The sequence below is a fragment of the Pseudoxanthomonas sp. PXM03 genome, from assembly GCF_014852005.1.
Lineage (GTDB): Bacteria > Pseudomonadota > Gammaproteobacteria > Xanthomonadales > Xanthomonadaceae > Pseudoxanthomonas_A.
On sequence record NZ_JACVAU010000001.1, the window covers coordinates 1,581,678 to 1,601,892 of the forward strand.

20 protein-coding genes are annotated in these 20,215 nt (G+C 67.9%); 6 read left to right on the top strand and 14 right to left on the bottom strand.

The genetic code is table 11. The features are described from left to right. Positions 1-125 precede the first annotated feature (125 nt). Genes IB223_RS07420 through IB223_RS07445 form a run of 6 tightly spaced genes read right to left on the bottom strand, consistent with a single transcriptional unit; the run spans position 126 to position 7,430 of the window. The gene (locus IB223_RS07420; RefSeq protein WP_192200952.1) at positions 126-2,684 is read right to left on the bottom strand and encodes an EAL domain-containing protein; all 2,559 of its coding nucleotides are present in this window, start codon (positions 2,682-2,684) and stop codon (positions 126-128) included. Beyond that, positions 2,681-3,580: a hydroxymethylglutaryl-CoA lyase gene (locus IB223_RS07425; protein WP_192201290.1), complete on the bottom strand. Its 900-nt coding sequence runs from the start codon at positions 3,578-3,580 to the stop codon at positions 2,681-2,683. Before IB223_RS07425 ends, IB223_RS07420 begins: the two co-directional genes overlap by 4 nt. Before the next feature lie 20 nt (positions 3,581-3,600). After that, complete coding sequence (locus IB223_RS07430) at positions 3,601-4,200, bottom strand: hypothetical protein (protein WP_192200953.1); 600 nt, start codon at positions 4,198-4,200, stop codon at positions 3,601-3,603. A gap of 23 nt (positions 4,201-4,223) precedes the next feature. Beyond that, the gene (locus tag IB223_RS07435; RefSeq protein WP_192200954.1) at positions 4,224-6,215 is read right to left on the bottom strand and encodes an acetyl/propionyl/methylcrotonyl-CoA carboxylase subunit alpha; all 1,992 of its coding nucleotides are present in this window, start codon (positions 6,213-6,215) and stop codon (positions 4,224-4,226) included. Then, on the bottom strand, positions 6,215-6,622 hold the full coding sequence (locus IB223_RS07440; protein ID WP_192200955.1) for a VOC family protein: 408 nt from the start codon (positions 6,620-6,622) through the stop codon (positions 6,215-6,217). The genes IB223_RS07435 and IB223_RS07440 overlap by 1 nt, the downstream gene beginning before the upstream one ends. A 4-nt stretch (positions 6,623-6,626) precedes the next feature. Further along, entirely contained in the window at positions 6,627-7,430 is an 804-nt protein-coding gene (locus IB223_RS07445; protein WP_192200956.1) for an enoyl-CoA hydratase-related protein, read from the bottom strand. Between the two features lie 108 nt (positions 7,431-7,538). Here IB223_RS07445 and IB223_RS07450 point away from each other — a divergent pair, with 108 nt between their 5' ends. From IB223_RS07450 to IB223_RS07460, 3 genes are read left to right on the top strand one after another with little or no spacing between them, the layout of a single operon-like run. Beyond that, positions 7,539-7,784, top strand: a complete 246-nt coding sequence (locus IB223_RS07450; RefSeq protein WP_192200957.1) for a FeoA family protein — start codon at positions 7,539-7,541, stop codon at positions 7,782-7,784. After that, positions 7,781-9,643: a ferrous iron transport protein B gene (gene feoB / locus IB223_RS07455; RefSeq protein WP_192200958.1), complete on the top strand. Its 1,863-nt coding sequence runs from the start codon at positions 7,781-7,783 to the stop codon at positions 9,641-9,643. Before IB223_RS07450 ends, feoB begins: the two co-directional genes overlap by 4 nt. Positions 9,644-9,646: 3 nt before the next feature. After that, positions 9,647-9,895 (top strand): DUF6587 family protein, encoded by a 249-nt coding sequence (locus IB223_RS07460; protein ID WP_192200959.1) that lies wholly within the window; start codon positions 9,647-9,649, stop codon positions 9,893-9,895. A 9-nt stretch (positions 9,896-9,904) separates the two neighbouring features. On the opposite strand, the gene IB223_RS07465 is transcribed toward IB223_RS07460, so the two are convergent. The 6 genes from IB223_RS07465 to IB223_RS07490 all read right to left on the bottom strand — a co-directional run bounded on the left by IB223_RS07465 (position 9,905) and on the right by IB223_RS07490 (position 15,032). Continuing rightward, positions 9,905-10,273: a hypothetical protein gene (locus tag IB223_RS07465; protein WP_192200960.1), complete on the bottom strand. Its 369-nt coding sequence runs from the start codon at positions 10,271-10,273 to the stop codon at positions 9,905-9,907. Next, positions 10,270-10,812: a polymer-forming cytoskeletal protein gene (locus tag IB223_RS07470; RefSeq protein WP_192200961.1), complete on the bottom strand. Its 543-nt coding sequence runs from the start codon at positions 10,810-10,812 to the stop codon at positions 10,270-10,272. The genes IB223_RS07465 and IB223_RS07470 overlap by 4 nt, the downstream gene beginning before the upstream one ends. A 184-nt stretch (positions 10,813-10,996) precedes the next feature. Further along, on the bottom strand, positions 10,997-12,604 hold the full coding sequence (locus tag IB223_RS07475; protein ID WP_192200962.1) for a carboxyl transferase domain-containing protein: 1,608 nt from the start codon (positions 12,602-12,604) through the stop codon (positions 10,997-10,999). Positions 12,605-12,799: 195 nt separating this feature from the next. Continuing rightward, on the bottom strand, positions 12,800-13,177 hold the full coding sequence (locus tag IB223_RS07480) for a hypothetical protein (protein ID WP_142125236.1): 378 nt from the start codon (positions 13,175-13,177) through the stop codon (positions 12,800-12,802). 164 nt (positions 13,178-13,341) lie between these two features. After that, positions 13,342-13,686, bottom strand: coding sequence for a hypothetical protein (locus tag IB223_RS07485; protein WP_142125237.1), 345 nt, complete (start codon positions 13,684-13,686; stop codon positions 13,342-13,344). Between the two features lie 170 nt (positions 13,687-13,856). Beyond that, on the bottom strand, positions 13,857-15,032 hold the full coding sequence (locus tag IB223_RS07490; protein ID WP_192200963.1) for a thiolase family protein: 1,176 nt from the start codon (positions 15,030-15,032) through the stop codon (positions 13,857-13,859). Between the two features lie 130 nt (positions 15,033-15,162). Between IB223_RS07490 and IB223_RS07495 the strand changes: the two genes are divergently transcribed. Beyond that, on the top strand, positions 15,163-15,951 hold the full coding sequence (locus tag IB223_RS07495; RefSeq protein WP_192200964.1) for a DUF2189 domain-containing protein: 789 nt from the start codon (positions 15,163-15,165) through the stop codon (positions 15,949-15,951). Between the two features lie 78 nt (positions 15,952-16,029). Here IB223_RS07495 and IB223_RS07500 read toward each other — a convergent pair whose 3' ends face one another. Both IB223_RS07500 and IB223_RS07505 read right to left on the bottom strand, forming a co-directional pair. Further along, on the bottom strand, positions 16,030-17,202 hold the full coding sequence (locus IB223_RS07500; RefSeq protein ID WP_192200965.1) for an isovaleryl-CoA dehydrogenase: 1,173 nt from the start codon (positions 17,200-17,202) through the stop codon (positions 16,030-16,032). A gap of 50 nt (positions 17,203-17,252) precedes the next feature. Continuing rightward, positions 17,253-18,353 (bottom strand): Glu/Leu/Phe/Val dehydrogenase, encoded by a 1,101-nt coding sequence (locus IB223_RS07505; protein WP_192200966.1) that lies wholly within the window; start codon positions 18,351-18,353, stop codon positions 17,253-17,255. Between the two features lie 219 nt (positions 18,354-18,572). Here IB223_RS07505 and IB223_RS07510 point away from each other — a divergent pair, with 219 nt between their 5' ends. After that, the gene (locus tag IB223_RS07510; protein ID WP_192200967.1) at positions 18,573-19,196 is read left to right on the top strand and encodes a TetR/AcrR family transcriptional regulator; all 624 of its coding nucleotides are present in this window, start codon (positions 18,573-18,575) and stop codon (positions 19,194-19,196) included. 19 nt (positions 19,197-19,215) lie between these two features. Further along, the gene (locus IB223_RS07515) at positions 19,216-20,145 is read left to right on the top strand and encodes an alpha/beta fold hydrolase (RefSeq protein WP_192200968.1); all 930 of its coding nucleotides are present in this window, start codon (positions 19,216-19,218) and stop codon (positions 20,143-20,145) included. Positions 20,146-20,215 lie beyond the last annotated feature (70 nt).

The window sequence follows — 20,215 nt, forward strand, 5'->3', positions numbered from 1 at the left end:
GTCTGCACCATCGTCCTCCTTCGCAGGTCCGCAATGAATCGCCATGGTTCGCGCCTCGCCAAAGGGCATTGCCCGCCTTGGTTCGCGGTCGCGACTCACGTCGCTCCTACAAGGATTGCCGCCTCTCAGGCGTGCACCCGCTCCAGCGGGGCGTCGGCAAGCCGGCGCGCGAATTCGTCGGGTGACAGGCCGGGTGCGAACAGGAATCCCTGGCCCACCGGGACCCCGAGGTTGAGCAGGAACTGGCGCTGCGCCTCGGATTCGACGCCCTCGGCGACCAGTCCCAGTCCCAGGCTGCGTGCGATCGCGGACACCGCCTGGCAGACGGCCACGTCGGACCGGTTGCTGGGCACGCCCTCGGTGAACAGCGGGCTGAGCTTCAGGCCGTGGATGGGCAGGCGGCGCAGATAGTTGAGCGCGCTGTAGCCTTCACCGAAATCGTCGATCGTCAGCACCACGCCCAGCTGCCGCAGGTCGGCGAAGGTGCGCAGCGTGGCGGGGGCGTCCTCGATGAGCACGCGTTCGGTGAACTCCAGCTCCAGCGCTGCGCCGGGCAGGTCGAACTCGGTCAGGATCGCCCGCACGCGATCGGCCAGGTCGTCACCGGCGAACTGCCGGTACGACACATTGACCGCCACGCGCACGATGCCCAGCCCCTGGTCGCGCCAGGCGGCCACCTGCCGGCATGCTTCGCGCAATACCCAACTGCCGATGCGCACGATGTCGCCGGTCGTCTCCGCATGGCTGATGAACACGTCCGGGCGCAGTTCGCCCAACTGGTGGTTCTGCCAGCGGATCAGCGCTTCGCCGGCGATGATGCGGCCGTTGCGCAGGTCCACCTGCGGTTGGTAGACCAGCCGGAACTCCTCGTTGTCCACCGCACGTCGCAGCTGCGTCTCGATCTGCAGGCGGTCCTGCTGCCGCTGCGCCAGTTCCTGGGTGAAGCTCTGCCAGCCATTGCGTGCGCGGTGCTTGCTGTCGTACATCGCGATGTCGGCGTTCTGGATCAGCTGCTGCGGGCGCAGGCCGTCGCCGGGTGCGATGGCCAGTCCGATGCTGGCGGTGATGGCGAACTCATCCTTGCCGAAGCGGAAGGCGTCCGCGAACGCGCCGAGTACGGCGTGCGCCAGTTGTTCCGGCAGGTGCGGGTTCTCGCCGGCATCGCAGATCACCAGGAATTCGTCGCCGCCGAAGCGGGCTATCATGCCGTCGGTGCCCACCGCACCGCGGATGCGGTCCGAGGCCTGCACCAGCAGCTCGTCGCCTGCGTTGTGGCCCAGCACATCGTTGACCATCTTGAAACGGTCGAGGTCGATGTAGAGCACGGCGGCGCGCGCGCGCTCGGGGTCGGCCAGCCGCGTGCCGAGTTCGGTCAGCACGGCATCGCGGTTCATCAGCCCGGTCAGCGGATCGGTGCGCGCCTGGATGCGCAGCATCTCCTCGGCCTGCTTGTCCTGCGAGATGTCCTGCATGGTGCCGGTGATGCGCGACGCACCCGGGTCGCCGGGCTCGGCGTCGCCGATCACGCGGATCCAGAACGGATGCCCGTCGGCCTGCGTGCCCTGGAGTTCCAGGTCGAAGCCCTTGCCGCCGGCGGTGACCAGGTCCAGCGCGCCACGCAGGCGCCGACGATCCGCTTCGCGCAGGCACGACAGCATGTCGTCCAGCGTCACCAGCGCACGCGCGGCACCCAGGATGCGCTGGGCCTCGTCGGTCAGGTACATCCGGTCGCGGCCGATGTCCCATTCCCAGCCGCCGATATGGGCGAGCGATTGCGCACGGTCGAACAGTGCACTGTCGCGCTTGAGTTCGGTCACGTCGCTGAAAAGCGTGGTCACCTGCGCCGGCACGCTCGCGCCGGGGGCGAACTGCGGCACCGAGGTGGCGGTCAGCCACAGCAGTTGTTTCTTCTGGCGGTGATACAGGCCCAACAGGACGCTTTCGACCATCTGGCCGCTGTCCAGGGCGCGTTGCGCGGGCAACTCGTGGCGACCCATCTCGCGGCCGTGCTCGTCGACGACATGCCAGCGGTCGAGGGCGAGCTCCTGGTCGACGCGCTGGTCCTCGCGGATGCCGAAGATGCGCATGGCCGCGCCGTTGCAGTACTGCACTTCCATCTCGCGGTTGTGCACCACGATGCCCTTGTCCAGGGTCTCCATGAGTTCGCGGTAGCGCATCTCGGCCAGCCGTCGGCTGCTGATGTCGCGTGCCACCGCGACGATACTCTTGCGCCCGTCGAAGTTGATGTTGGCCGAGTGCACTTCCACCGGGAAGCGGGTGCCATCGCCGCGCATGTTGGTGACCTCGATGACATAGGTCACGCCGCGATTCAGGGTTTCCCAGACCGGCACCAGGTGATCGCGCGGCAGGTCGGGGTTCAGCACGTTGATGTTGTTGCCGACGATCTCGTCGCGCGGTCGCTTGTAGGCCAGCATGCCGGCCTTGTTGAGGTCCAGCACGGTGCCGTCCTCGGCGATGATGCTGACCGGGTCGGGCACGGCGTCGAACAGGTTGCGGTAGCGCGAGCGCTCCGTATCGGCCTCGTGCTGCTTGGCCAGCAACGCCGCGCCGGCTTGCCGGAGCAGGTCCGCCGTAGCGCTGTCAGTACCTTCGACGGCAGCCGCGCGCTCCAGTGCCGCGGCCAGCGCCACCACATCGACGTCGCTGGCCGGGCCCGTGTTCATGCGGCCGCCAGGGCCTTGCCGACGCGGCTGCCGGTCTCGCGGCCGAGGCGTGCCGCCAGCCACCGGCCCGTGTCGGCCAGTGCATCCAGGTCCACCCCCGTGCGCAGGCCCAGGCCATGCAGCAGGTAGACCACGTCCTCGCTGGCCACGTTGCCGCTCGCTCCCTTGGCGTAAGGGCAGCCGCCTGCGCCGGAGACGGCGGCGTCCACCACGCGGACGCCTTCATCCAGGCAGGCGAGGATATTCGCCAGCGCCTGCCCGTAGGTGTCATGGAAATGCACGGCCAATGCGGACATGGGAAGTTCCGCTGCGACCGCCTTCAACATGCCGGCGGCCCTGCGCGGTGTGCCCACGCCGATGGTGTCGCCCAGTGATATCTCGTAGCAGCCCAGCGCATGGAGCTGCCTGGCCACCCGCACCACGTCCGTGACCGGTACGTCGCCCTGGTACGGGCAGCCCAGGACGGTGGACACGTAACCGCGCACCTTCACGCCATCGGCAGCCGCGCGCTCGAGCACGGGGCGGAAGCGTTCGATGGATTCATCGATGGACGCATTGATGTTCTTGCGGTTGAAGGCCTCGGACGCGGCGGTGAACACCGCCACTTCCTCCACGCCGACCGCACGTGCGCGGTCATAGCCTTTTTCGTTCGGCACCAGCACGGGGTAGGCGACCCCGGGCCTGCGCCGGATGGCGGTGAAGACGTCCGCCGCATCGGCCAGTTGGGGAACCCACTGCGGGCTGACGAAACTGGTGGCCTCGATACTCAGCAGGCCGGTGGCGGATAGACGGTCGATCAATTCCACCTTGTCGGCGGTCGAGACGAGCGCCTTTTCGTTCTGCAGGCCATCGCGCGGGCCGACTTCCACGATCCTGACGAAGTCGCCATCCGCCATCGGCAGGGGAGCGGTGGGGGTCATGGCGTCACCGCGTCTTTTGCGCGCCGCATGCGCAATGCCTTGCCGCCGCCATCGAAGGCATCGAACAGGTCCGGATGGGTGCGCAGCAAGTCGCGCAGCTGCTCGGGACGCCCTTCGAACAGATACGTGCTGGCATCGGTCTCGCGGGCCTTCAATGTGCCCTGTTGCACCCGCTGCATGATGGCCACCGTGTCGAGCATCGCGATCTGCAGGGTATCGTCGCGGATGCGGTATTTCAGCAGCGTGACAGCGCCGGCGGGCATGCCCTTGGGGATCGGAGGCGCCGTCTTGCCGGTGGCGAACAGTCCCTCCAGTTCCTCGAAGCCGAGCGCCAGGTAACGTTGCCCGTCGATCTCGAAACCCAGGGCGTCGAAGTTCGGTGCGTCGGTCCGGTTGTTGTCGCGCAGGCGCACGTGGCAGCGGGCATCCACCTCGGCGTAGTCGTCCTTGCCCAGCGGCACCTTGTCCTGCGGGCTGTCGGCAAGCGGAATCCAGCGGCCCACCAGCGCGGGATCGCAGGTCAGCGGGGCGGGTGGCCGCTCGAACATCACGCAGCCCGCCAGCGCGAATGTTGCGAACAGCAGGGCGGTTGTCATGCGCGGGAAAGCCATGGAAGGGCTCACTCCAGCGTCACGAGCAATGTGTCGGCGTCGATGAAGTCGCCGGCACTGGCGCGCACCTCGGCCACCACGCCGTCGCGCGGAGCCTTCACCGCCAGTTCCATCTTCATCGCCTCCATCACGAGCAGCTCCTGTCCGGCTTTGACCGTGTCCCCCTGCTGCGCCTTGACCAGCACGACGCGCCCCGGCATCGGTGCGACGATCCTGCCGCCCGCCTCGATGCCTGTCGCCGCCACGCGACGGTAGACCGGCACCGTTTCCACCGTGGCCCGACGTTCCCCATCATGCAGCGTCAGGCGCGTGCCATGGCGCTGGACGCGGAATCGCCGCGCCTCTCCCTGGATACGCAAACCAAGGAGGTCGCCGGTCAGCTTTGCGCCTTCCACCTCGTGCGTGGTGGTGGCCAGACGGATGCGGTAGGTGCCGGCATGCCCATGGCCTGAGGCTTCCCAGGTCTCCTCCTGATGCTGGAATGCCAGCGGCCGCGCACCGGCATGTCCCAGTCGCCAGCCATCGCCGACGGCCCACGGCGAACCGGGATCGCTGGAATGGCGGGCACCCTGTCGCGCATCCGCTTCCTGCTGGAGCAGCGCCGCGACGGCGATCGCGACCTGCTGCACGGCATCCAGCCCGACGGCGGGCATGAACTCGTCCAGATGCCGGTCCAGATAGCCGGTGTCGATGCGACCTTCGACGATAGCGGGGTGGCGGACCAGTCGTTCCAGGAAGCCGATGTTCGATTTCGGTCCGACGATCCCGCACTCGGCCAGCGCGGCGCGCAGCCCTGCGAGGGCCTCGGTACGGTCCGCGCCCCAGACGATCAGCTTGGCGATCATCGGGTCGTAGAAGATGGTCACCGTGTCGCCTTCGATCACGCCAGCGTCGAGGCGGACCTGCGCCGAGGGTGCCGGCAGGACCAGCTTTTCCAGGCGGCCCGAGCCGGGCAGGAAACCGGCCTCGGGATCCTCGGCATACAGGCGCACTTCGATGGCGTGCCCGTGTTGCGTGATGGCGTCCTGCGCGAGCGGCAAGGGTTCGCCGGCGGCGACACGCAACTGCCACTCCACCAGGTCCTGGCCGGTGACGAACTCGGTGACAGGATGCTCCACCTGCAGTCGCGTGTTGATTTCCATGAAGTAGAACTGGCCGTCGGGATCGACGATGAACTCGACGGTGCCGGCGTTGACGTAATCGATGGCCTGTGCGGCCTGGACCGCCGCCTCGCCCATCGCGTTGCGCAGCGACGGCGTCAGGAAAGGCGAGGGCGATTCCTCCAGCACTTTCTGGTACCGGCGTTGCGCCGAGCACTCGCGCTCGTTGAGGTGCAGGGTGCTTCCGTGCGTGTCGGCGAACACCTGGATCTCGATATGGCGCGGCGACTGCACGTAGCGTTCCAGCAGTACGCGGTCGCGGCCGAAGGCGTTGGCCGCTTCGCGCTGGCAGCTTTCGAGCTGGGCGATGAAATCCTCCAGCCGATGGACGATACGCATGCCCTTGCCACCGCCGCCGTGCGCGGCCTTGATCATCAGCGGGAAGCCGATGCGCGCCGCCTCGCGCGACAGGGTGTTCGGCGACTGGTCCTCACCGGTGTAGCCCGGCACCACCGGGACCCCGGCGGCGTCCATCAGGTCCTTCGCACCGGCCTTGCTGCCCATCTTGCGCATGGAGGCGCCGGAGGGACCGATGAACACGATGCCGGCGGCAGCGACGGCATCGGCGAAGTCGGCGTTTTCGGAGAGGAAGCCATAGCCGGGGTGGATGGCCTGCGCGCCGCTGCTCCTGGCCACCTCGATGATCGCATCACCCCGCAGGTAGCTCTCCTGGGGCCGCGGGCCGCCGATCGGGTAGGCCTCGTCGGCCTGGCGCACGTGCTGCGCATCGGCGTCGGCTTCCGAGTACACGGCGACAGTGCGGATGCCCAGCCGGCGGCAGGTGCGGATGACGCGGCAGGCGATCTCGCCGCGGTTGGCGATCAGGATCTTGGAGAACATCAGGGTCGGGCATCCGGGGGAAGGTGGCAGACGGCTTCGATGTTGTTCCCGTCCGGGTCGATGACGAAAGCGCCGTAGTAGTTGGGGTGGTAGTGCAACCGCAGGCCAGGAGCACCGTTGTCCTGTCCACCGGCGGCGAGGGCGGCGGCATGGAAGGCATCCACCTGGGCACGAGACTGGGCGGTGAAGGCCACATGCAGGCGACGCGATGGCGTGCCGCTGCCGTCGCCGTTGCCTACCCAGAAGTGGGGACGGCTGGGTGGGCCGAAGCCGCATCCCTCGTAGCTGCCGGTCATCTCGCGGGTCACCTCCATCACCACGCCATAGCCCAGTGGCGCCAGTACCTGTGAGTAGAACGCCCGGCTGCGGGCGTAGTCGCTGACATCGAATCCCACGTGGTCGATCATGTCGCTACTCCTTGTTGGCCCATGCGGGTGCGCGCTTGTCGAGGAAGGCCGACAGGCCTTCCTGGCCCTCGCTGGAAACGCGCAACTTCGCGATCAGGTCCGCATTGTCGGCATCCATCCGGTCGCGGTCGGAAGAAGCGGCGACGCGTGCGACCAACTGCTTCGCACCTGCCGCAGCGTGTGGTCCCGCCTTCAGCAGCAGGGCGAGCTGTCGCGCCACGGCCTCGTCCAGCTGCGCCGCCGGCACCACCTGGTGCAGCAATCCGATCTGCAGCGCGGTGGATGCATCGAAGATCTCCGCCGTGGCGAACCATCGCCGCGCCTGCCGGGCACCGATGGCGGCGATGACGTACGGCGAGATCACCGCCGGCAACAACCCAAGCTTGCTTTCAGTCAGGCCGAACTTCGCCTCGGGCACGCCGATGGCGATGTCGCAGCAGGCCACCAGGCCCACGCCGCCGCCGAAGGCCGCGCCATGCACGCGGGCAATCGTGGGTTTGGGCAGTTCGTCCAGCGTACGCATCAGGCGGGCGAGGGCGAGGGCATCCTCGCGGTTGGCCTCCTCGCTGGCGGTGGCCATGCCACGCATCCAGTTCAGGTCCGCGCCGGCGGAGAACGAGGCGCCGCTGCCTTCCAGCACGACGGCGCGAATGTCGGATTCAGCTCCGACCTGTTCGAGCGTGGTGGTCAGCGTGGCGATCAGGCGGGCGTCGAAGGCGTTGTGAAGGGTGGGGCGGTCCAGCCGGATGCGCGCCACGGCGCCTGCGCGTTCCAGTACGAGGGGATGTTCCTGCGGTGATGCCGCCATGCCTGCCGTTCCCTTCAAAGTCGCTGAATGATAGCGGCACAGTGCGTTGCGGCCTTCCTGCACTGCGGCGATGCTACAATGAGAATAATTCGCATTTGAGAGCCTGGCGTGATCCTGACAGAACTGCCTTCGCGTACCCCCGCCATCGTGGACGCCGTGGAAGACCACGGGCCGCAGGACAACATCGCGCGCCGCCTGCGCGAGCTGGGCTTCGTCAACGGGGAGGAAGTCGAAGTGGTCGCGAAGGGGCCGCTGGGTGCGGAGCCTTTGCTGGTGCAGGTGGGTTTCACGCGCTTCGCGCTGCGCCGCTCCGAAGCGGCCCGTGTGCGATTGCGCAACGGAGCCGCGTCATGAGCGCCGCCGAGGCATCGATGCTGCGGCTGGCGCTTGTCGGCAATCCGAATTGCGGCAAGACAGCGCTGTTCAACCAGCTGACCGGCAGCCGGCAGAAGGTCGCCAACTACGCCGGCGTCACCGTCGAGCGCAAGGAAGGCCGGCTGCATTCGTCGGCGTCCGGGCGCAGCTACGCGGTGCTGGATCTGCCGGGTGCCTACAGCCTGCACGCCGCCAGTCTGGACGAAGCCGTCACCCGCGACGTCTGCCGCGGCTTCTATCCCGGCGAACCGGCACCGGATGTGCTGGTCTGCGTGGTGGATGCCACCAACCTGCGCCTGCACCTGCGCTTCGCGCTGGAAGTGCGCGAGCTGGGCAAGCCGATGATCCTGGCGGTCAACATGATGGATGCCGCGCAACGACGCGGCATCGCCATCGACCTGGCGGCGCTGGAACGCGAACTCGGCGTGCCGGTGGTCGAAACCATCGCGGTGAAGCATGGCGGTGCGCGTGCGCTGGTCGAGCGCATTGATGCTGTCGCCGCGCAGCCGCACGAGCCCCGCACACACCTGGCGGAAGGTGCCGATTTGCACGCGGAAACGCGTCGCCTGTTGTCGCTCGCGGTCGCCATGCCCACGCGCACGGCGAAGATCGACGACGCGTTGGATCGCTGGTTGCTGCATCCGGTGTTCGGACTGCTGGCTTTGATCGTGGTGATGTTCCTGATCTTCCAGGCGGTGTATGCCTGGGCGACGCCGATGATGGACATGATCGAAGCGGGCACGGGCTGGTTGGGCGAACAGGCAGGCGGCCTGCTTCCCGAAGGGCCGCTCAACAGCCTGCTGGTCGACGGCATCATCGGTGGTCTGGGTGGCGTGGTCGTGTTCCTGCCGCAGATCCTGATCCTGTTCGCCTTCATCCTGGCACTGGAAGAAAGCGGCTACCTGCCCCGCGCGGCGTTCCTGCTGGACCGCATGATGGCATCGGCCGGCCTGTCGGGCCGCTCCTTCATTCCGCTGCTGTCGAGCTTCGCATGCGCCATCCCCGGCATCATGGCCACGCGCAGCATCCAGGACCCGCGCGACCGTTTGGCGACGATCCTGGTCGCACCGCTGATGACGTGCTCGGCGCGCCTGCCGGTGTACGCACTGCTGATCGGTGCATTCGTGCCGGACGAGAAGGTGGGCATCTTCAACCAGCAGGGCCTGGTGCTGTTCGGTCTGTACGCAGCAGGCATCCTCAGTGCGTTGCTGGTGTCATGGGTGATGAAGAAGTGGCGGCGCGACAAGGGCGAGCACGCGCTGTTGCTGGAACTGCCTTCCTACCGCATTCCGCACCCGCGCGACCTGCTCATCGGCCTGTACGAGCGCGCGATGATCTTCCTCAAGCGTGTCGGTGGCATCATCCTGGCGCTGACCATCCTGCTGTGGTTCCTGCTGAACTTCCCGGCGCCCCCGGAAGGCGCAATGGGTCCCGCGATCGATTACAGCTTCGCTGGCCGCATCGGTCATGCGATGGCGGTGTTCTTCGCGCCGCTGGGCTTCAACTGGCAGATCTGCATCGCATTGATCCCCGGCCTGGCCGCACGTGAAGTGGCGGTCGCCTCGCTGGCCACGATATATGCCCTGTCAGCGGCCGACGATGACGCGGCTATCCAGGCGTTGACGCCCGTGATCAGCGACGGCTGGTCGCTGGCCACCGCGTTGTCGCTGCTGGTGTGGTTCATCTACGCGCCGATGTGCATCTCGACGCTCGCCACGATCAAGCGCGAGACCAACTCGTGGAAGCAGATGGGCTTTGCCACGTTCTACCTGTTCGCGCTGGCCTACCTGGCCTCGCTGGTGACTTACCAGGTCGCCAAGGCACTGGGTGCGGGCTGAGCCATGGATGCATCTCTCGCCCTGCAATACGCCATCATCGCCGTCGCGGTGGTGGTCAGCGCGTGGGTGGTGGTGAAGAAGCAGTTCCCGGGGCCACTGCGCAGGCTGCGGGGCGCGCTGGCGTTGCCGCTTTTGCGGCAGGGAAGCGTGGGCTGGCGGTATCGGCTGGGGCGCTGGATCGCGCCGCCACCCTCAGGCGCGGATGCGTCCTGTGGCGGTTGCAACAGTTGCGGGCCCGACAAGAAGGGATGAGCCTGCGCGTCAGTGACGCGTGCGCCGTCCCGCCGCCTTGCCGGTGGCGGGATTGAGCTCCACCGACAGCACGAAGCTGCGCTGCTCATGCGGCTGCATCGCACCGACACCGACGACCTGACGGGTGACTTCCTCCCCACGGTCGTTGCGGATGGACAGCACCACGCTGTATTCCCACGCAGCGCCCTCGGCGGGCGGCTGCAGCGTGCCCTCGATCCGCAGCGGTGTCAGCGCGGGCGTGGCCTGGGCACCTGCGCCGGGTTCGAAGCGCAGGTGGTGGCGACAGCCCGGGCAGACGGCCGCGCTCTCCAGGATGGTCGCCTTGCAGTGCGGGCAGGTGCGGGTGGCGCCGGCACTGCCTGGGCGGGGTTGGCTCATGCGGCGGCGCCGGGCTCCGTGCCGTTGTCCTTGCCCTTGCCGCCCTTAGCAGGCTCATCCCAGCCGAAGTCGGCCTGGCCGCGCATGCGGGACCCAGCGGCCACCGTGAGCGATCCTGACTTCACGTCGCCGATCAGTACGCCCGATGCCAGCAGTTCGACGCGTGCGGCGGACTCGATGTTGCCTTCCAGCTCGCCCGCGATGGTCACCTTCTTCGCCCGCACGCCACCATTAAGCTTGGCGCCGGTTTCGATGGTGAGGTCGCCCTGCACGTTCACGTCGCCCTTGAAGCGGCCTGCGATGCGAATGTGGCCGGTGCCTTCGATCTTGCCCTCGATGGTCAGGTCGGCGGCGATCAGCGATTCCTTCAGGGCCTCCTGAGGGGCGCTGCGTTCAACCGGACGCGTGCCCGGCGGTGCGGTGACGGCGGGCGAGAACTCCACCGCCGCGGCGGTGTCGCGCACGGGGAGGGCGGTGGGCTCCGGCGGCAGGTTGCCGGCCTCTTTCTTCGCGGGGCCTTGGTCTTTCCAGATGGACATGCAGGGGATGCTCCGGGTGGCAGGGACTCCGGACTATCGCCGCCTGTCCGCGCGCGCGCTGTGACCTGCACAGCCGATTGGCGGCGTGGCGCATCCGGCGCGGGCGCGGTTCACCCTGGAGTCGGGCTTGTGCACGTGGCGCTCACAACAATGAAGAGGGCGCGGGGCGGGCAGGCGCCTGGCGCTACATCCGGAACACGCCGAACTTCGCCGGTTCGATCGGCGCGTTGAGCGAGGCCGAGATGCCCAGCCCCAGCACCCGGCGCGTATCGGCGGGGTCGATGATGCCGTCATCCCAGAGGCGCGCAGTGGCGTACCACGGGCTGCCCTGCGATTCGTACTGCTCGCGGATCGGAGCCTTGAAGGCGTCCTCTTCGTCCGGGCTCCACGACTTGCCCGCGGCCTCCATGCCGTCGCGCTTCACCGTCGCCAGCACGCTCGCCGCCTGTTCGCCGCCCATCACGCTGATCCGTGCATTCGGCCACATCCACAGGAAGCGCGCGCCGTAGGCACGGCCGCACATGGCGTAGTTGCCGGCACCGAAGCTGCCGCCGATGACCACGGTGAACTTCGGCACGGATGAGCAGGCGACAGCCGTGACCATCTTCGCTCCGTCCTTCGCGATGCCGGCGTTCTCGTATTTGCGGCCGACCATGAAGCCCGTGATGTTCTGCAGGAACACCAGCGGAATGCCGCGCTGGTTGCACAGCTCGATGAAGTGAGCGCCCTTCAGGGCGCTTTCGCCGAACAGGATGCCGTTGTTGGCGATGATGCCCACCGGGTAACCGTGCAGGTGCGCGAAGCCGGTGACCAGGGTCTTGCCATAGCGGGCCTTGAACTCGTCCAGTTCGCTGCCGTCGGTGATGCGAGCGATGACCTCGCGGATGTCGAACGGGCGGCGGGTGTCCTTGGGCACGATGCCGTACAACTCCTCGGCCGGATACAGTGGTTCGCGCGTGTCGCGCACCGCGACGGGCAGGGTCTTGCGGCGATTGAGATGCCCGATGATGCCGCGCGCGATCTCCAGCGCGTGGCGATCGTCCTCGGCGAAATGATCGGCCACGCCGGACACGCTGGTGTGCACGTCGGCGCCGCCAAGGGCTTCGGCATCGACCACCTCGCCGGTGGCTGCCTTCACCAGCGGCGGGCCACCGAGGAAGATCGTGCCCTGTTCCTTGACGATGACCGATTCGTCGCACATCGCCGGCACGTAGGCGCCGCCCGCAGTGCAACTGCCCATCACCACTGCGACCTGCGGGATGTTCTCGGCCGACAGGCGGGCCTGGTTGTAGAAGATGCGGCCGAAGTGCTCGCGGTCGGGGAATACTTCGTCCTGCAGGGGCAGGAAGGCGCCGCCGGAGTCCACCAGGTACACGCAGGGCAGGCGGTTCTCGCGCGCGATCTCCTGCGCGCGCAGGTGCTTCTTCACCGTCATCGGGAAGTAGGTGCCGCCCTTGACCGTGGCATCGTTGGCGACGATCACCACCTCGTTGCCCATCACGCGGCCGATGCCGCAGACCATGCCGGCGGCGGGTGCCGCGCCGTCGTACATCTCCTCGGCGGCCAGTGGCGCGATTTCGAGGAAGGGCGAGCCAGGGTCGAGCAGGGCGGTGATGCGATCCCGTGCCAGCAGCTTGCCGCGTTCGGTGTGCTTGTTGCGCGCTTTCTCGCCTCCCCCCTCGGCGGCGTGCGCCAGACGGCGGTCGAGTTCCTGCACCAGTACGCGGTGATACGCGTTGTTGGCGAGGAAATCGGGCGAGCGCGGATCGAGTTGCGAAGCGATGGCGGGCATGCGGCACGACGAAGCAGGAAAGGCGGCATCAGACCACAAAGCCCCGCACGCGCCAAACCGCACTGCAAAAAAACCGGGAGCGGTTTTCGACATCGCGTGTCGATGGCCCGAAGGGTGGCGGCCATGGATGGCCTGCCACAAAACAACAAGGCCCGCTTGCGCGGGCCTTGTCCGATTCGCGATGAGGCGAGTCGATTACTGCTTGGCTTCTTCAGCCTTGGCGTCGGCCTTGTCGGCGACTTCAGCAGCCTTGTCGGCCGTCGCCTGGGCGGCGTCGGACACGGCGCCAGCGGCGGCGGCGGTTGCGTCGGAAGCGGCAGCTTCGGTGGCGGCAGCGGCGTCCGAGGCAGCGGCGGTCGCGGCAGCAGCGGCGTCGGCGGTCGCGGCCGTCGCAGCATCGCCAGCGGCAGCAGCGGCGTCGCCGGCAGCGGAAGCGGCGTCACCGGCAGCAGCGGCAGCCTGGTCGGCAGCAGCGGCGGCGTCGGCAGCAGCGGCGTCGGTGGTCTCGCTCTTCGTGCAGGCGCTCATGGCCAGGACGGCGGCGACCAGCAGGACGGTGCTCTTGATCTTCATTGTGGATCCCCAAATCGGTAGGTGTGGAAGGTGGCGCCGGGAGGGCGAGTCCGTTCGTCCACCGGTGGGGGGCGAACCGGGAAGCCAGGCCCGGATACAGAAAAAGCCGCCAGCGAACTGGCGGCTCTCTCAGTTTAACGCTAAATCAGTCAACCGCCAGCAGATTACTGCTTGGTGGCTTCCTTGGCAGCGTCGGTCGCGGCTTCGGCCGTGTCGGCAGCCTGGCCAGCGGCGTCGGCAGCAGCGTCAGCGGCTTCCGTCGTGGTGGCGGCAGCAGCGTCGGTCGCGGCGGTGGCAGCAGCGTCGGCGGCGGTGGCAGCGGCGTCGGCCGACTGCTGGGCGGCGTCGGCGGTCACTTCGCCAGCAGCGGCGGCGGCGTCAGCGGCAGCCTGGGCTTCGGTCGCGGTCGCAGCGGCGTCAGCAGCGGCGTCGGCAGCCTGTTCCTGGTTCGAGCACGCAGCCAGGGCGAAACCCAGAGCCAGCGCGATCAGAGCCTTGTTCATGGTCATCGTTGAATTTCCTCGTCGTTAGTTAGGCAACGCGCAATTGCGCGCCTGCAACATGATGACAAGCCCATTACGGCTGTCAAGCGGTTGGCCGGTTATCTTTGTCAATCCGTTGTTAAACCTTATGGGACGGGCGAAAACCGGCCGCTTCGCCCCCCCGACTGCGCAAAATATCAGACGAGTTCGATCGCTATCGCGGTGGCCTCGCCGCCGCCGATGCAGAGCGTGGCGATGCCGCGCTTGCCGCCGCGCTGGCGCAGGGCGTGCACCAGGGTCACCACCAGACGGGCGCCGGAGGCACCGATCGGATGGCCCAGCGCGCAGGCACCGCCGTTGACGTTGACCTTGGCGTGCGGGATGCCGAGCTCCTTGATCGGCGCCATGGCGACGACCGCGAAGGCTTCGTTGACCTCGAACAGGTCCACCTGCTCCACCGTCCAGCCGACCTGCTTGAGCAGCTTGTCGATGGCCGAGACGGGCGCGGTGGTGAACCACTCCGGTGCCTGCGAGTAGGTCGCATGGCCGACGATCTTCGCCAGCGGCTGGATGCCACGCTTTGCGGCTTCCTCGGCGCTGAGCAGCACGGTGGCGGCGGCGCCGTCGGAGATGCTAGACGAACTGGCGGCGGTGACGCTGCCGTCCTTCTTGAAGGCGGGTTTCAGGGTGGGGATCTTGGCGATGTCGGACTTGCCCGGCTGTTCGTCTGTGTTGACCTCGACCTCGCCCTTGCGGGTGGCGACCTTGACCGGGACGATCTCGTCGTTGAACGCACCGGAAGCCTGCGCGGCCTGGGCACGGGTCACCGACTCGATGGAATACGCATCCTGCTCCTCGCGGGTGAAACCGAACTTGGCGACGGTGGCCTCGGCGAACACGCCCATGGCCTGGCCGTCGTAGGGATTGGTCAGGCCATCCCATGCCATGTGGTCCACCGCCTGGAAATTGCCGTAACGGTTGCCGGTGCGCGAGTTCGGGATCAGGTGCGGGGCGTTGCTCATGGATTCCATGCCGCCGGCGATGACCACCGTGGCCGAACCGGCCTTGATCAGGTCATGCCCCAGCATGATCGCCTTCATGCCCGAACCGCAGACCTTGTTGATGGTGGTGGCGCCGGCCGCATCCGGTATGCCGGCGGCACGCGCGGCCTGGCGGGCAGGTGCCTGGCCCAGGTTGGCGGGCAGCACGCAGCCCATGATCACTTCGGACACGTCGGCACCCGGGACGCCCGACTGCTCCAGCGCGGCGGCGATGGCGGCGGCGCCCAGCGTGGGCGAGGGAACGCCATTGAACTGGCCGAGGAACGAACCGATGGCGGTGCGCTTGGCGGCGGCGATGACGATGTCGGACATGGAAGACTTCCCGCGTGGAGTGAGAGGCTGATTATCCCGCCCCGGCCCGACGGCGGGCAAATCGGCCGTTGGTACAGGGCAGCGGCCTGGTCCGGACCGGCGTATCCTCGAGGCGGGAGGGGGAGAAGACATGTCAGACGGACCCACGACGGAGCCGGCCGCGCGCGCCTTCATCGTGCCGTGCGCGGTGCTCGACCATGGGGCGCCATGGCGCTGGCTGCGCGCCGGCTGGCGCGACATGCGCCGCGCGCCCGCCCTGTCGTTGTTGTTCGGCGGGGTGATCGTGCTGGTGAGCGCCGGCATTTCCTGGCTCGCATTCGTGCTGGGCCGGTTCGCGCTCCTGGCGACGCTGCTGTCCGGATTCGTGTTCGTCGCACCATTGATCTGCGTGGGCCTGTACTGCGTGAGCCGCGCGCTGGAACAGGGCCGCACGCCGCGCCTGCGCGATTCGTTCGTGCTCGCGCGGCGGGTGCTGGGGCAGGCGGGCGTGTTCGCGCTGGGGCAGGGCGTGATCATCCTGCTGTGGTCGCGCGCCGGGATGATGGTCAGCGCGTTCTTCCCGTTCGATGGCGGCGACCCGGGCGCGTTCTGGGAATTCCTGGCGCTGGGCTCGGCCATCGGCGCGTTCTTCGCCACCTTGACCTTCGCGGTAACCGCGTTCTCGTTGCCGATGATCGCCGACCGCGACGTCGACATGGTGACGGCGGCCGTTTCCAGCGTGCATGCGGTGATGCGCAACAAGCGCGTGATGCTGGTGTGGGGCCTGCTGCTGGTGGCGCTGACGGCGGTTGGCTTCGCCACCGCGCTGCTGGGGCTTGGTCTGCTGATGCCGTGGCTGGCGTATGCCAGCTGGCATGCCTATTGGGAGACGCTGGATGCGTCTTCGTGGCCTGTCCTGGAGGGGGCAGGCCTGGCGTAGGGCGGGCTTGAGCCCGCCTTCGCGATGGACGCACGTACGGGACGGCGGGCCGGGGCCCGCCCTACGACGACCTCCAGATCATCCCCGACCGTCGAACAACTCGCGGCCTATCAACATGCGGCGGATCTCGTTGGTGCCGGCGCCGATGGCGTAGAGCTTGGCATCGCGCAGCAGGCGGCCTGCGGGATACTCGTTGATGTAGCCGTTGCCACCCAGCGACTGGATCGCTTCCAGCGTCACCTGCACCGCCGCTTCCGACGCATGCAGCAGGCAGCCGGCCGCGGCGGCGCGCGACCCCTGGCCTTCATCGAAGCCGCGCGCCACCTGATACGCGAAGGCGCGGCTGGACTGCAGCGCGGTGTACATGTCGGCCAACTTGCCCTGCATCAGGCCGAACGTGCCGATGGCGGCGTCGAACTGCTTGCGTTCGCGCACGTAGGGCAGGGTGATGTCGAGCGCCGCCTGCATCAGGCCGATGGGGCCGCCGCTCAGCACCAGCCGCTCGGTGTTCAGGCCGCTCATCAACACGCGCACGCCCTGGTTCACCTCGCCCAGCACGTTCTCGGCGGGGATCTCGCAGTTCTCGAACACCAGTTCGCAGGTGTTGCTTCCGCGCATGCCCAGCTTGTCCAGCTTCTGCGCGGTGGAGAAGCCCTTCATGCCGCGCTCGACGATGAAGGCCGTCATGCACTTGCTGCCCGCATCCTTGCCGGCGGTGCGCATGTAGACCAGCAACACATCGGCTTCCGGTCCGTTGGTGATCCACATCTTGTTGCCGTTGGCCACCCAGACGCCGTCACGGAGTTCGGCACGGCAACTCATCGAGCCGACCACGTCCGAACCCGCGCCGGGCTCGCTCATCGCCAGCGCGCCCTTCCACTCGCCGCTGCACAGCTTCGGCAGGTACTTCGCGCGCTGGGCGGCGTTGCCGTTGAGGTAGAGGTTGGACACGCACAGGTTGGAGTGCGCGCCATAGCTCAGGCCGACCGAACCGGACGCGCGCGAGATTTCCTCCATCGCGACCAGATGGGCCAGGTAGCCCATGCCGCTGCCGCCGAATTCCGGATCCACGGTGATGCCCAGCAGACCCAGTTCGCCCAGCTTGGGCCACAGGTCCTGCGGGAATGCATTGTCGTGGTCGATCTGCGCCGCGCGCGGCGCGATCTCGGTCTGCGCGAACCGCTGCACGGCCTCGCGCAGCGCGTCCAATTCTTCGCCCAGCGGAAATCCGCTGACGGTATCCGGTCGCATTCGGTCCTCCCTCCTATTGCGGCCCATCCAGGTTGTATCTGCAACTTACCTCAATGCTCGCCGCGCAGGTGCCCCATGAAGCGTGGCGCGGTGCGGCCCAGCGGCAGCTTGAGCTTGCCGATGGCGGTCATGCGGGCCTCGGCGATGCGGTCGGCCGCATACTGCGGCGCGATGCCTTCCTTCTCGGACAGGTCGAAGATCTTGCCGACGGTGTGGTAGATCGTCCGCATCATGCGCATCGCGCGCTCGCGGTTGTAACCGTCGATTTCCAGCGACACATTCATCACGCCGCCCGCGTTCACCGCGTAATCGGGCGCGTACAGGATGCCGCGCTTGGCCGCTTCCACGCCGGTCACGTGCGACATCTGGTTGTTCGCCGTGCCGCAGATCACCTTCGCCTTCAGGCGGGGCAGGGTCTGTTCGTTGATGGCGTACTCCAGCGCGCACGGGCTGAACACGTCCACCGGTAGGTCGTAGATCTCGTCCGGCTTCACCGCTTCCGCGCCGTACTCTTCGACCGCGTGTTCGACCAGCGCCGGATTGAGGTCGGTAACGAACAGCTTGGCGCCGCGTTCCTTCAGCAGCTTCACGTACTCCATGCCGATGTGGCCCAGGCCCTGCACGGCGAAGCTGTACTTGCCGATCTCCTCGTTGCCGAACTTGCGGTTCAGCGTGGCCATCAGGCCCTGTAGCGCACCGTAGGCGGTGAACGGGGCCGGATCGCCGGAGCCGCCGTGCACCTGGTGCACGCCCACCACGTATTCGGTCTCGCGGTAGACGTTTTCCATGTCGTTGACGTCGGTGCCCACGTCCTCGGCGGTGATGTAGCGGCCCCCCAGCGAATCGACATAACGCCCGAAGCTGCGGAACAGGACTTCGGTCTTGTCCTTGCTGCTGTCGCCGATGAGTACCGCCTTGCCGCCGCCCACATTGAGGCCGGCCAGTGCGTTCTTGTAGGTCATCGTGCGGCTCAGGCGCAGCGCGTCGTTGAGCGCCAGCGCACTGTCGGCGTAGGGCCGCATGCGCACACCGCCCAGCGCCGGACCCAGCACGGTGCTGTGGATGGCGATGATGGCCTTCAGCCCGGCATCCGGGTTGTGGCAGAAGACGACCTGTTCGTGGCCGGAGGTATCAAGGGTTTCGAAGATCATGGGTGGGCTCCGGTGCGCGGGTGGGGACCGGCGCGGGCTTGCCTTCAGCGTGGCTAACGGGTTGTCAGAAAAAAAAAAGCGACGTTTCCGGAACACGGCCGTGGTCGTCGCTGGCGGCCAGTTTAATCCAATCGGCCGCGGGCGATATGACAGGGAGCGGCGGCGGAGGGGGGCGTCGGCCTATTGTGAGAATCGAACGACCGTGCTATTCCTGTTGCCATGACACCCCAGGCCGCCACCCACAAAGGCAATGCCACCCGCGAGATGATCGTCGCGCGGGCCTACGACATCGCGGCCCGGAACGGCCTGGAAGGCCTGTCCATCGGCGAACTGGCCACCGCCGCGGGCATGTCGAAGAGCGGCGTGTTCGCGCATTTCGGGTCGCGCGAGGACCTGCAGCTGACCGTGCTGGAGTGGACTGCCGAGCGCTACGCGCGTGCCGTGATCGTGCCGGCGGTGGGCCTGCCGCGCGGCCTGCCGCGCCTGCGCGCGATCATGGAGAACTGGTTCCGCTGGGTCTGCGACAACCCCGACGGCTGCGTGATCCTGGCCGCCGCCCATGAGTACGACGCCCGCCCGGGCCTGCTGCGCGACCGCATCGTCGACTGGCTGCTGCAGCTGCGCCAGCAACTGGTCAAGGCGATCGGCATGTGCATCGAGACCGGCGAACTGTCGCCGAAGACCGATCCGGTCCTGCTGGCATTCGAACTGTTCGCTGTCGCGCAGGGCCTGCATGACGCCCGGCTCTACGACGCCGAACAAGCCCCGTTGCTCGCCCGTCGTTCCCTGGACCGCCTGCTTGCGTCCTACGGCGCCCCCGCGCCGTCTTCCCCCACCGCCTGATTCCTGCCGAGGTGCCGTCATGGCTGCTGTCTCTGCTCCACGAAATAGCACGACCGTTCGCAAATCATGGGCGCTGTCGCTGCTGAGCGCCCGCTTCGCGGTAGGCAGCTGGCTGGCCCCGCGCAGCACGCTGGCCCGGGCCTTCCAGCTGTTCTGCACGCCGATGCCCGGTGCACGCACCCGTGCCCGCCAGAGCGAGACCGGCGGTGCACGTATCGGCGAACTGGCCTTCGGCCGCGAACGGCTGGCCACGTACACCTGGGGTGACCCGCAGCGCGAACCCACCGTGTTGCTGGTGCACGGCTGGTCCAGCTTCGGCCTGCGCTTCCTGCCGTGGGTGGAGCCGCTGCGCCGCGCCGGCTACGCGGTGGTCGCGTTCGACCAGCCGGCGCATGGCCGCAGCAGTGGCCGGCGCGCGACCCTGCCGATGTTCGCCGAGGCGGCGGCGCGGGTGGCCGGACACACCGGGCCACTGGCGGCGGTCGTGGGGCATTCGCTCGGCGGCGCGGCAGCGGCGATCGCGATGGCGCGCGGCATGCAGGCCGAACGCGTGATCCTGCTGGCGCCCGCCGCCGATCCCTTCGATGCCGCGCGCCGCTTCGGCGGCATGGTGGGATTGGCGCAGTTCCTCAGCCGGCGCCTGTTCGACGAGTACCAGGAACTGACCGCCCACGACGTGCGCGAACTGCATGCCCACGCCACCGCCCCGCGCATCGCGCGTCCGGGCCTGATCGTGCACGACCTGGAAGACACCGACGTGCCGTGGTGCGAAGGCGAACGCTATGCGCGCTACTGGCCGCAGGCCACGTTGCTCAGCACCACCGGGCTGGGCCACCACCGCGTGACCATCGCGCCGGAGACACTCGACGCCGCATTGCGCTTCCTGCGTGGCGAATCCGTCGGCCAGCGCGTCGTCTCCACGCGCGAGCTGCCGTTCGGGCTGTGCTGACACGCGCCACCGCACGCCACCGTAGGGTGTGCGTGCGGTGTCCACTGGTGTGCAATTGGTGAGGTCGTGA

Bases quoted from the DNA above. Each gene is read 5' to 3' on its own strand.
- IB223_RS07420 (WP_192200952.1), bottom strand. From the start codon at position 2,684: ATGAACACGGGCCCGGCCAGCGACGTCGATGTGGTGGCGCTGGCCGCG.
- IB223_RS07425 (WP_192201290.1), bottom strand. From the start codon at position 3,580: ATGGCGGATGGCGACTTCGTCAGGATCGTGGAAGTCGGCCCGCGCGAT.
- IB223_RS07430 (WP_192200953.1), bottom strand. From the start codon at position 4,200: ATGACAACCGCCCTGCTGTTCGCAACATTCGCGCTGGCGGGCTGCGTG.
- IB223_RS07435 (WP_192200954.1), bottom strand. From the start codon at position 6,215: ATGTTCTCCAAGATCCTGATCGCCAACCGCGGCGAGATCGCCTGCCGC.
- IB223_RS07440 (WP_192200955.1), bottom strand. From the start codon at position 6,622: ATGATCGACCACGTGGGATTCGATGTCAGCGACTACGCCCGCAGCCGG.
- IB223_RS07445 (WP_192200956.1), bottom strand. From the start codon at position 7,430: ATGGCGGCATCACCGCAGGAACATCCCCTCGTACTGGAACGCGCAGGC.
- feoB (WP_192200958.1), top strand. From the start codon at position 7,781: ATGAGCGCCGCCGAGGCATCGATGCTGCGGCTGGCGCTTGTCGGCAAT.
- IB223_RS07460 (WP_192200959.1), top strand. From the start codon at position 9,647: ATGGATGCATCTCTCGCCCTGCAATACGCCATCATCGCCGTCGCGGTG.
- IB223_RS07465 (WP_192200960.1), bottom strand. From the start codon at position 10,273: ATGAGCCAACCCCGCCCAGGCAGTGCCGGCGCCACCCGCACCTGCCCG.
- IB223_RS07470 (WP_192200961.1), bottom strand. From the start codon at position 10,812: ATGTCCATCTGGAAAGACCAAGGCCCCGCGAAGAAAGAGGCCGGCAAC.
- IB223_RS07475 (WP_192200962.1), bottom strand. From the start codon at position 12,604: ATGCCCGCCATCGCTTCGCAACTCGATCCGCGCTCGCCCGATTTCCTC.
- IB223_RS07480 (WP_142125236.1), bottom strand. From the start codon at position 13,177: ATGAAGATCAAGAGCACCGTCCTGCTGGTCGCCGCCGTCCTGGCCATG.
- IB223_RS07485 (WP_142125237.1), bottom strand. From the start codon at position 13,686: ATGACCATGAACAAGGCTCTGATCGCGCTGGCTCTGGGTTTCGCCCTG.
- IB223_RS07490 (WP_192200963.1), bottom strand. From the start codon at position 15,032: ATGTCCGACATCGTCATCGCCGCCGCCAAGCGCACCGCCATCGGTTCG.
- IB223_RS07495 (WP_192200964.1), top strand. From the start codon at position 15,163: ATGTCAGACGGACCCACGACGGAGCCGGCCGCGCGCGCCTTCATCGTG.
- IB223_RS07500 (WP_192200965.1), bottom strand. From the start codon at position 17,202: ATGCGACCGGATACCGTCAGCGGATTTCCGCTGGGCGAAGAATTGGAC.
- IB223_RS07505 (WP_192200966.1), bottom strand. From the start codon at position 18,353: ATGATCTTCGAAACCCTTGATACCTCCGGCCACGAACAGGTCGTCTTC.
- IB223_RS07510 (WP_192200967.1), top strand. From the start codon at position 18,573: ATGACACCCCAGGCCGCCACCCACAAAGGCAATGCCACCCGCGAGATG.
- IB223_RS07515 (WP_192200968.1), top strand. From the start codon at position 19,216: ATGGCTGCTGTCTCTGCTCCACGAAATAGCACGACCGTTCGCAAATCA.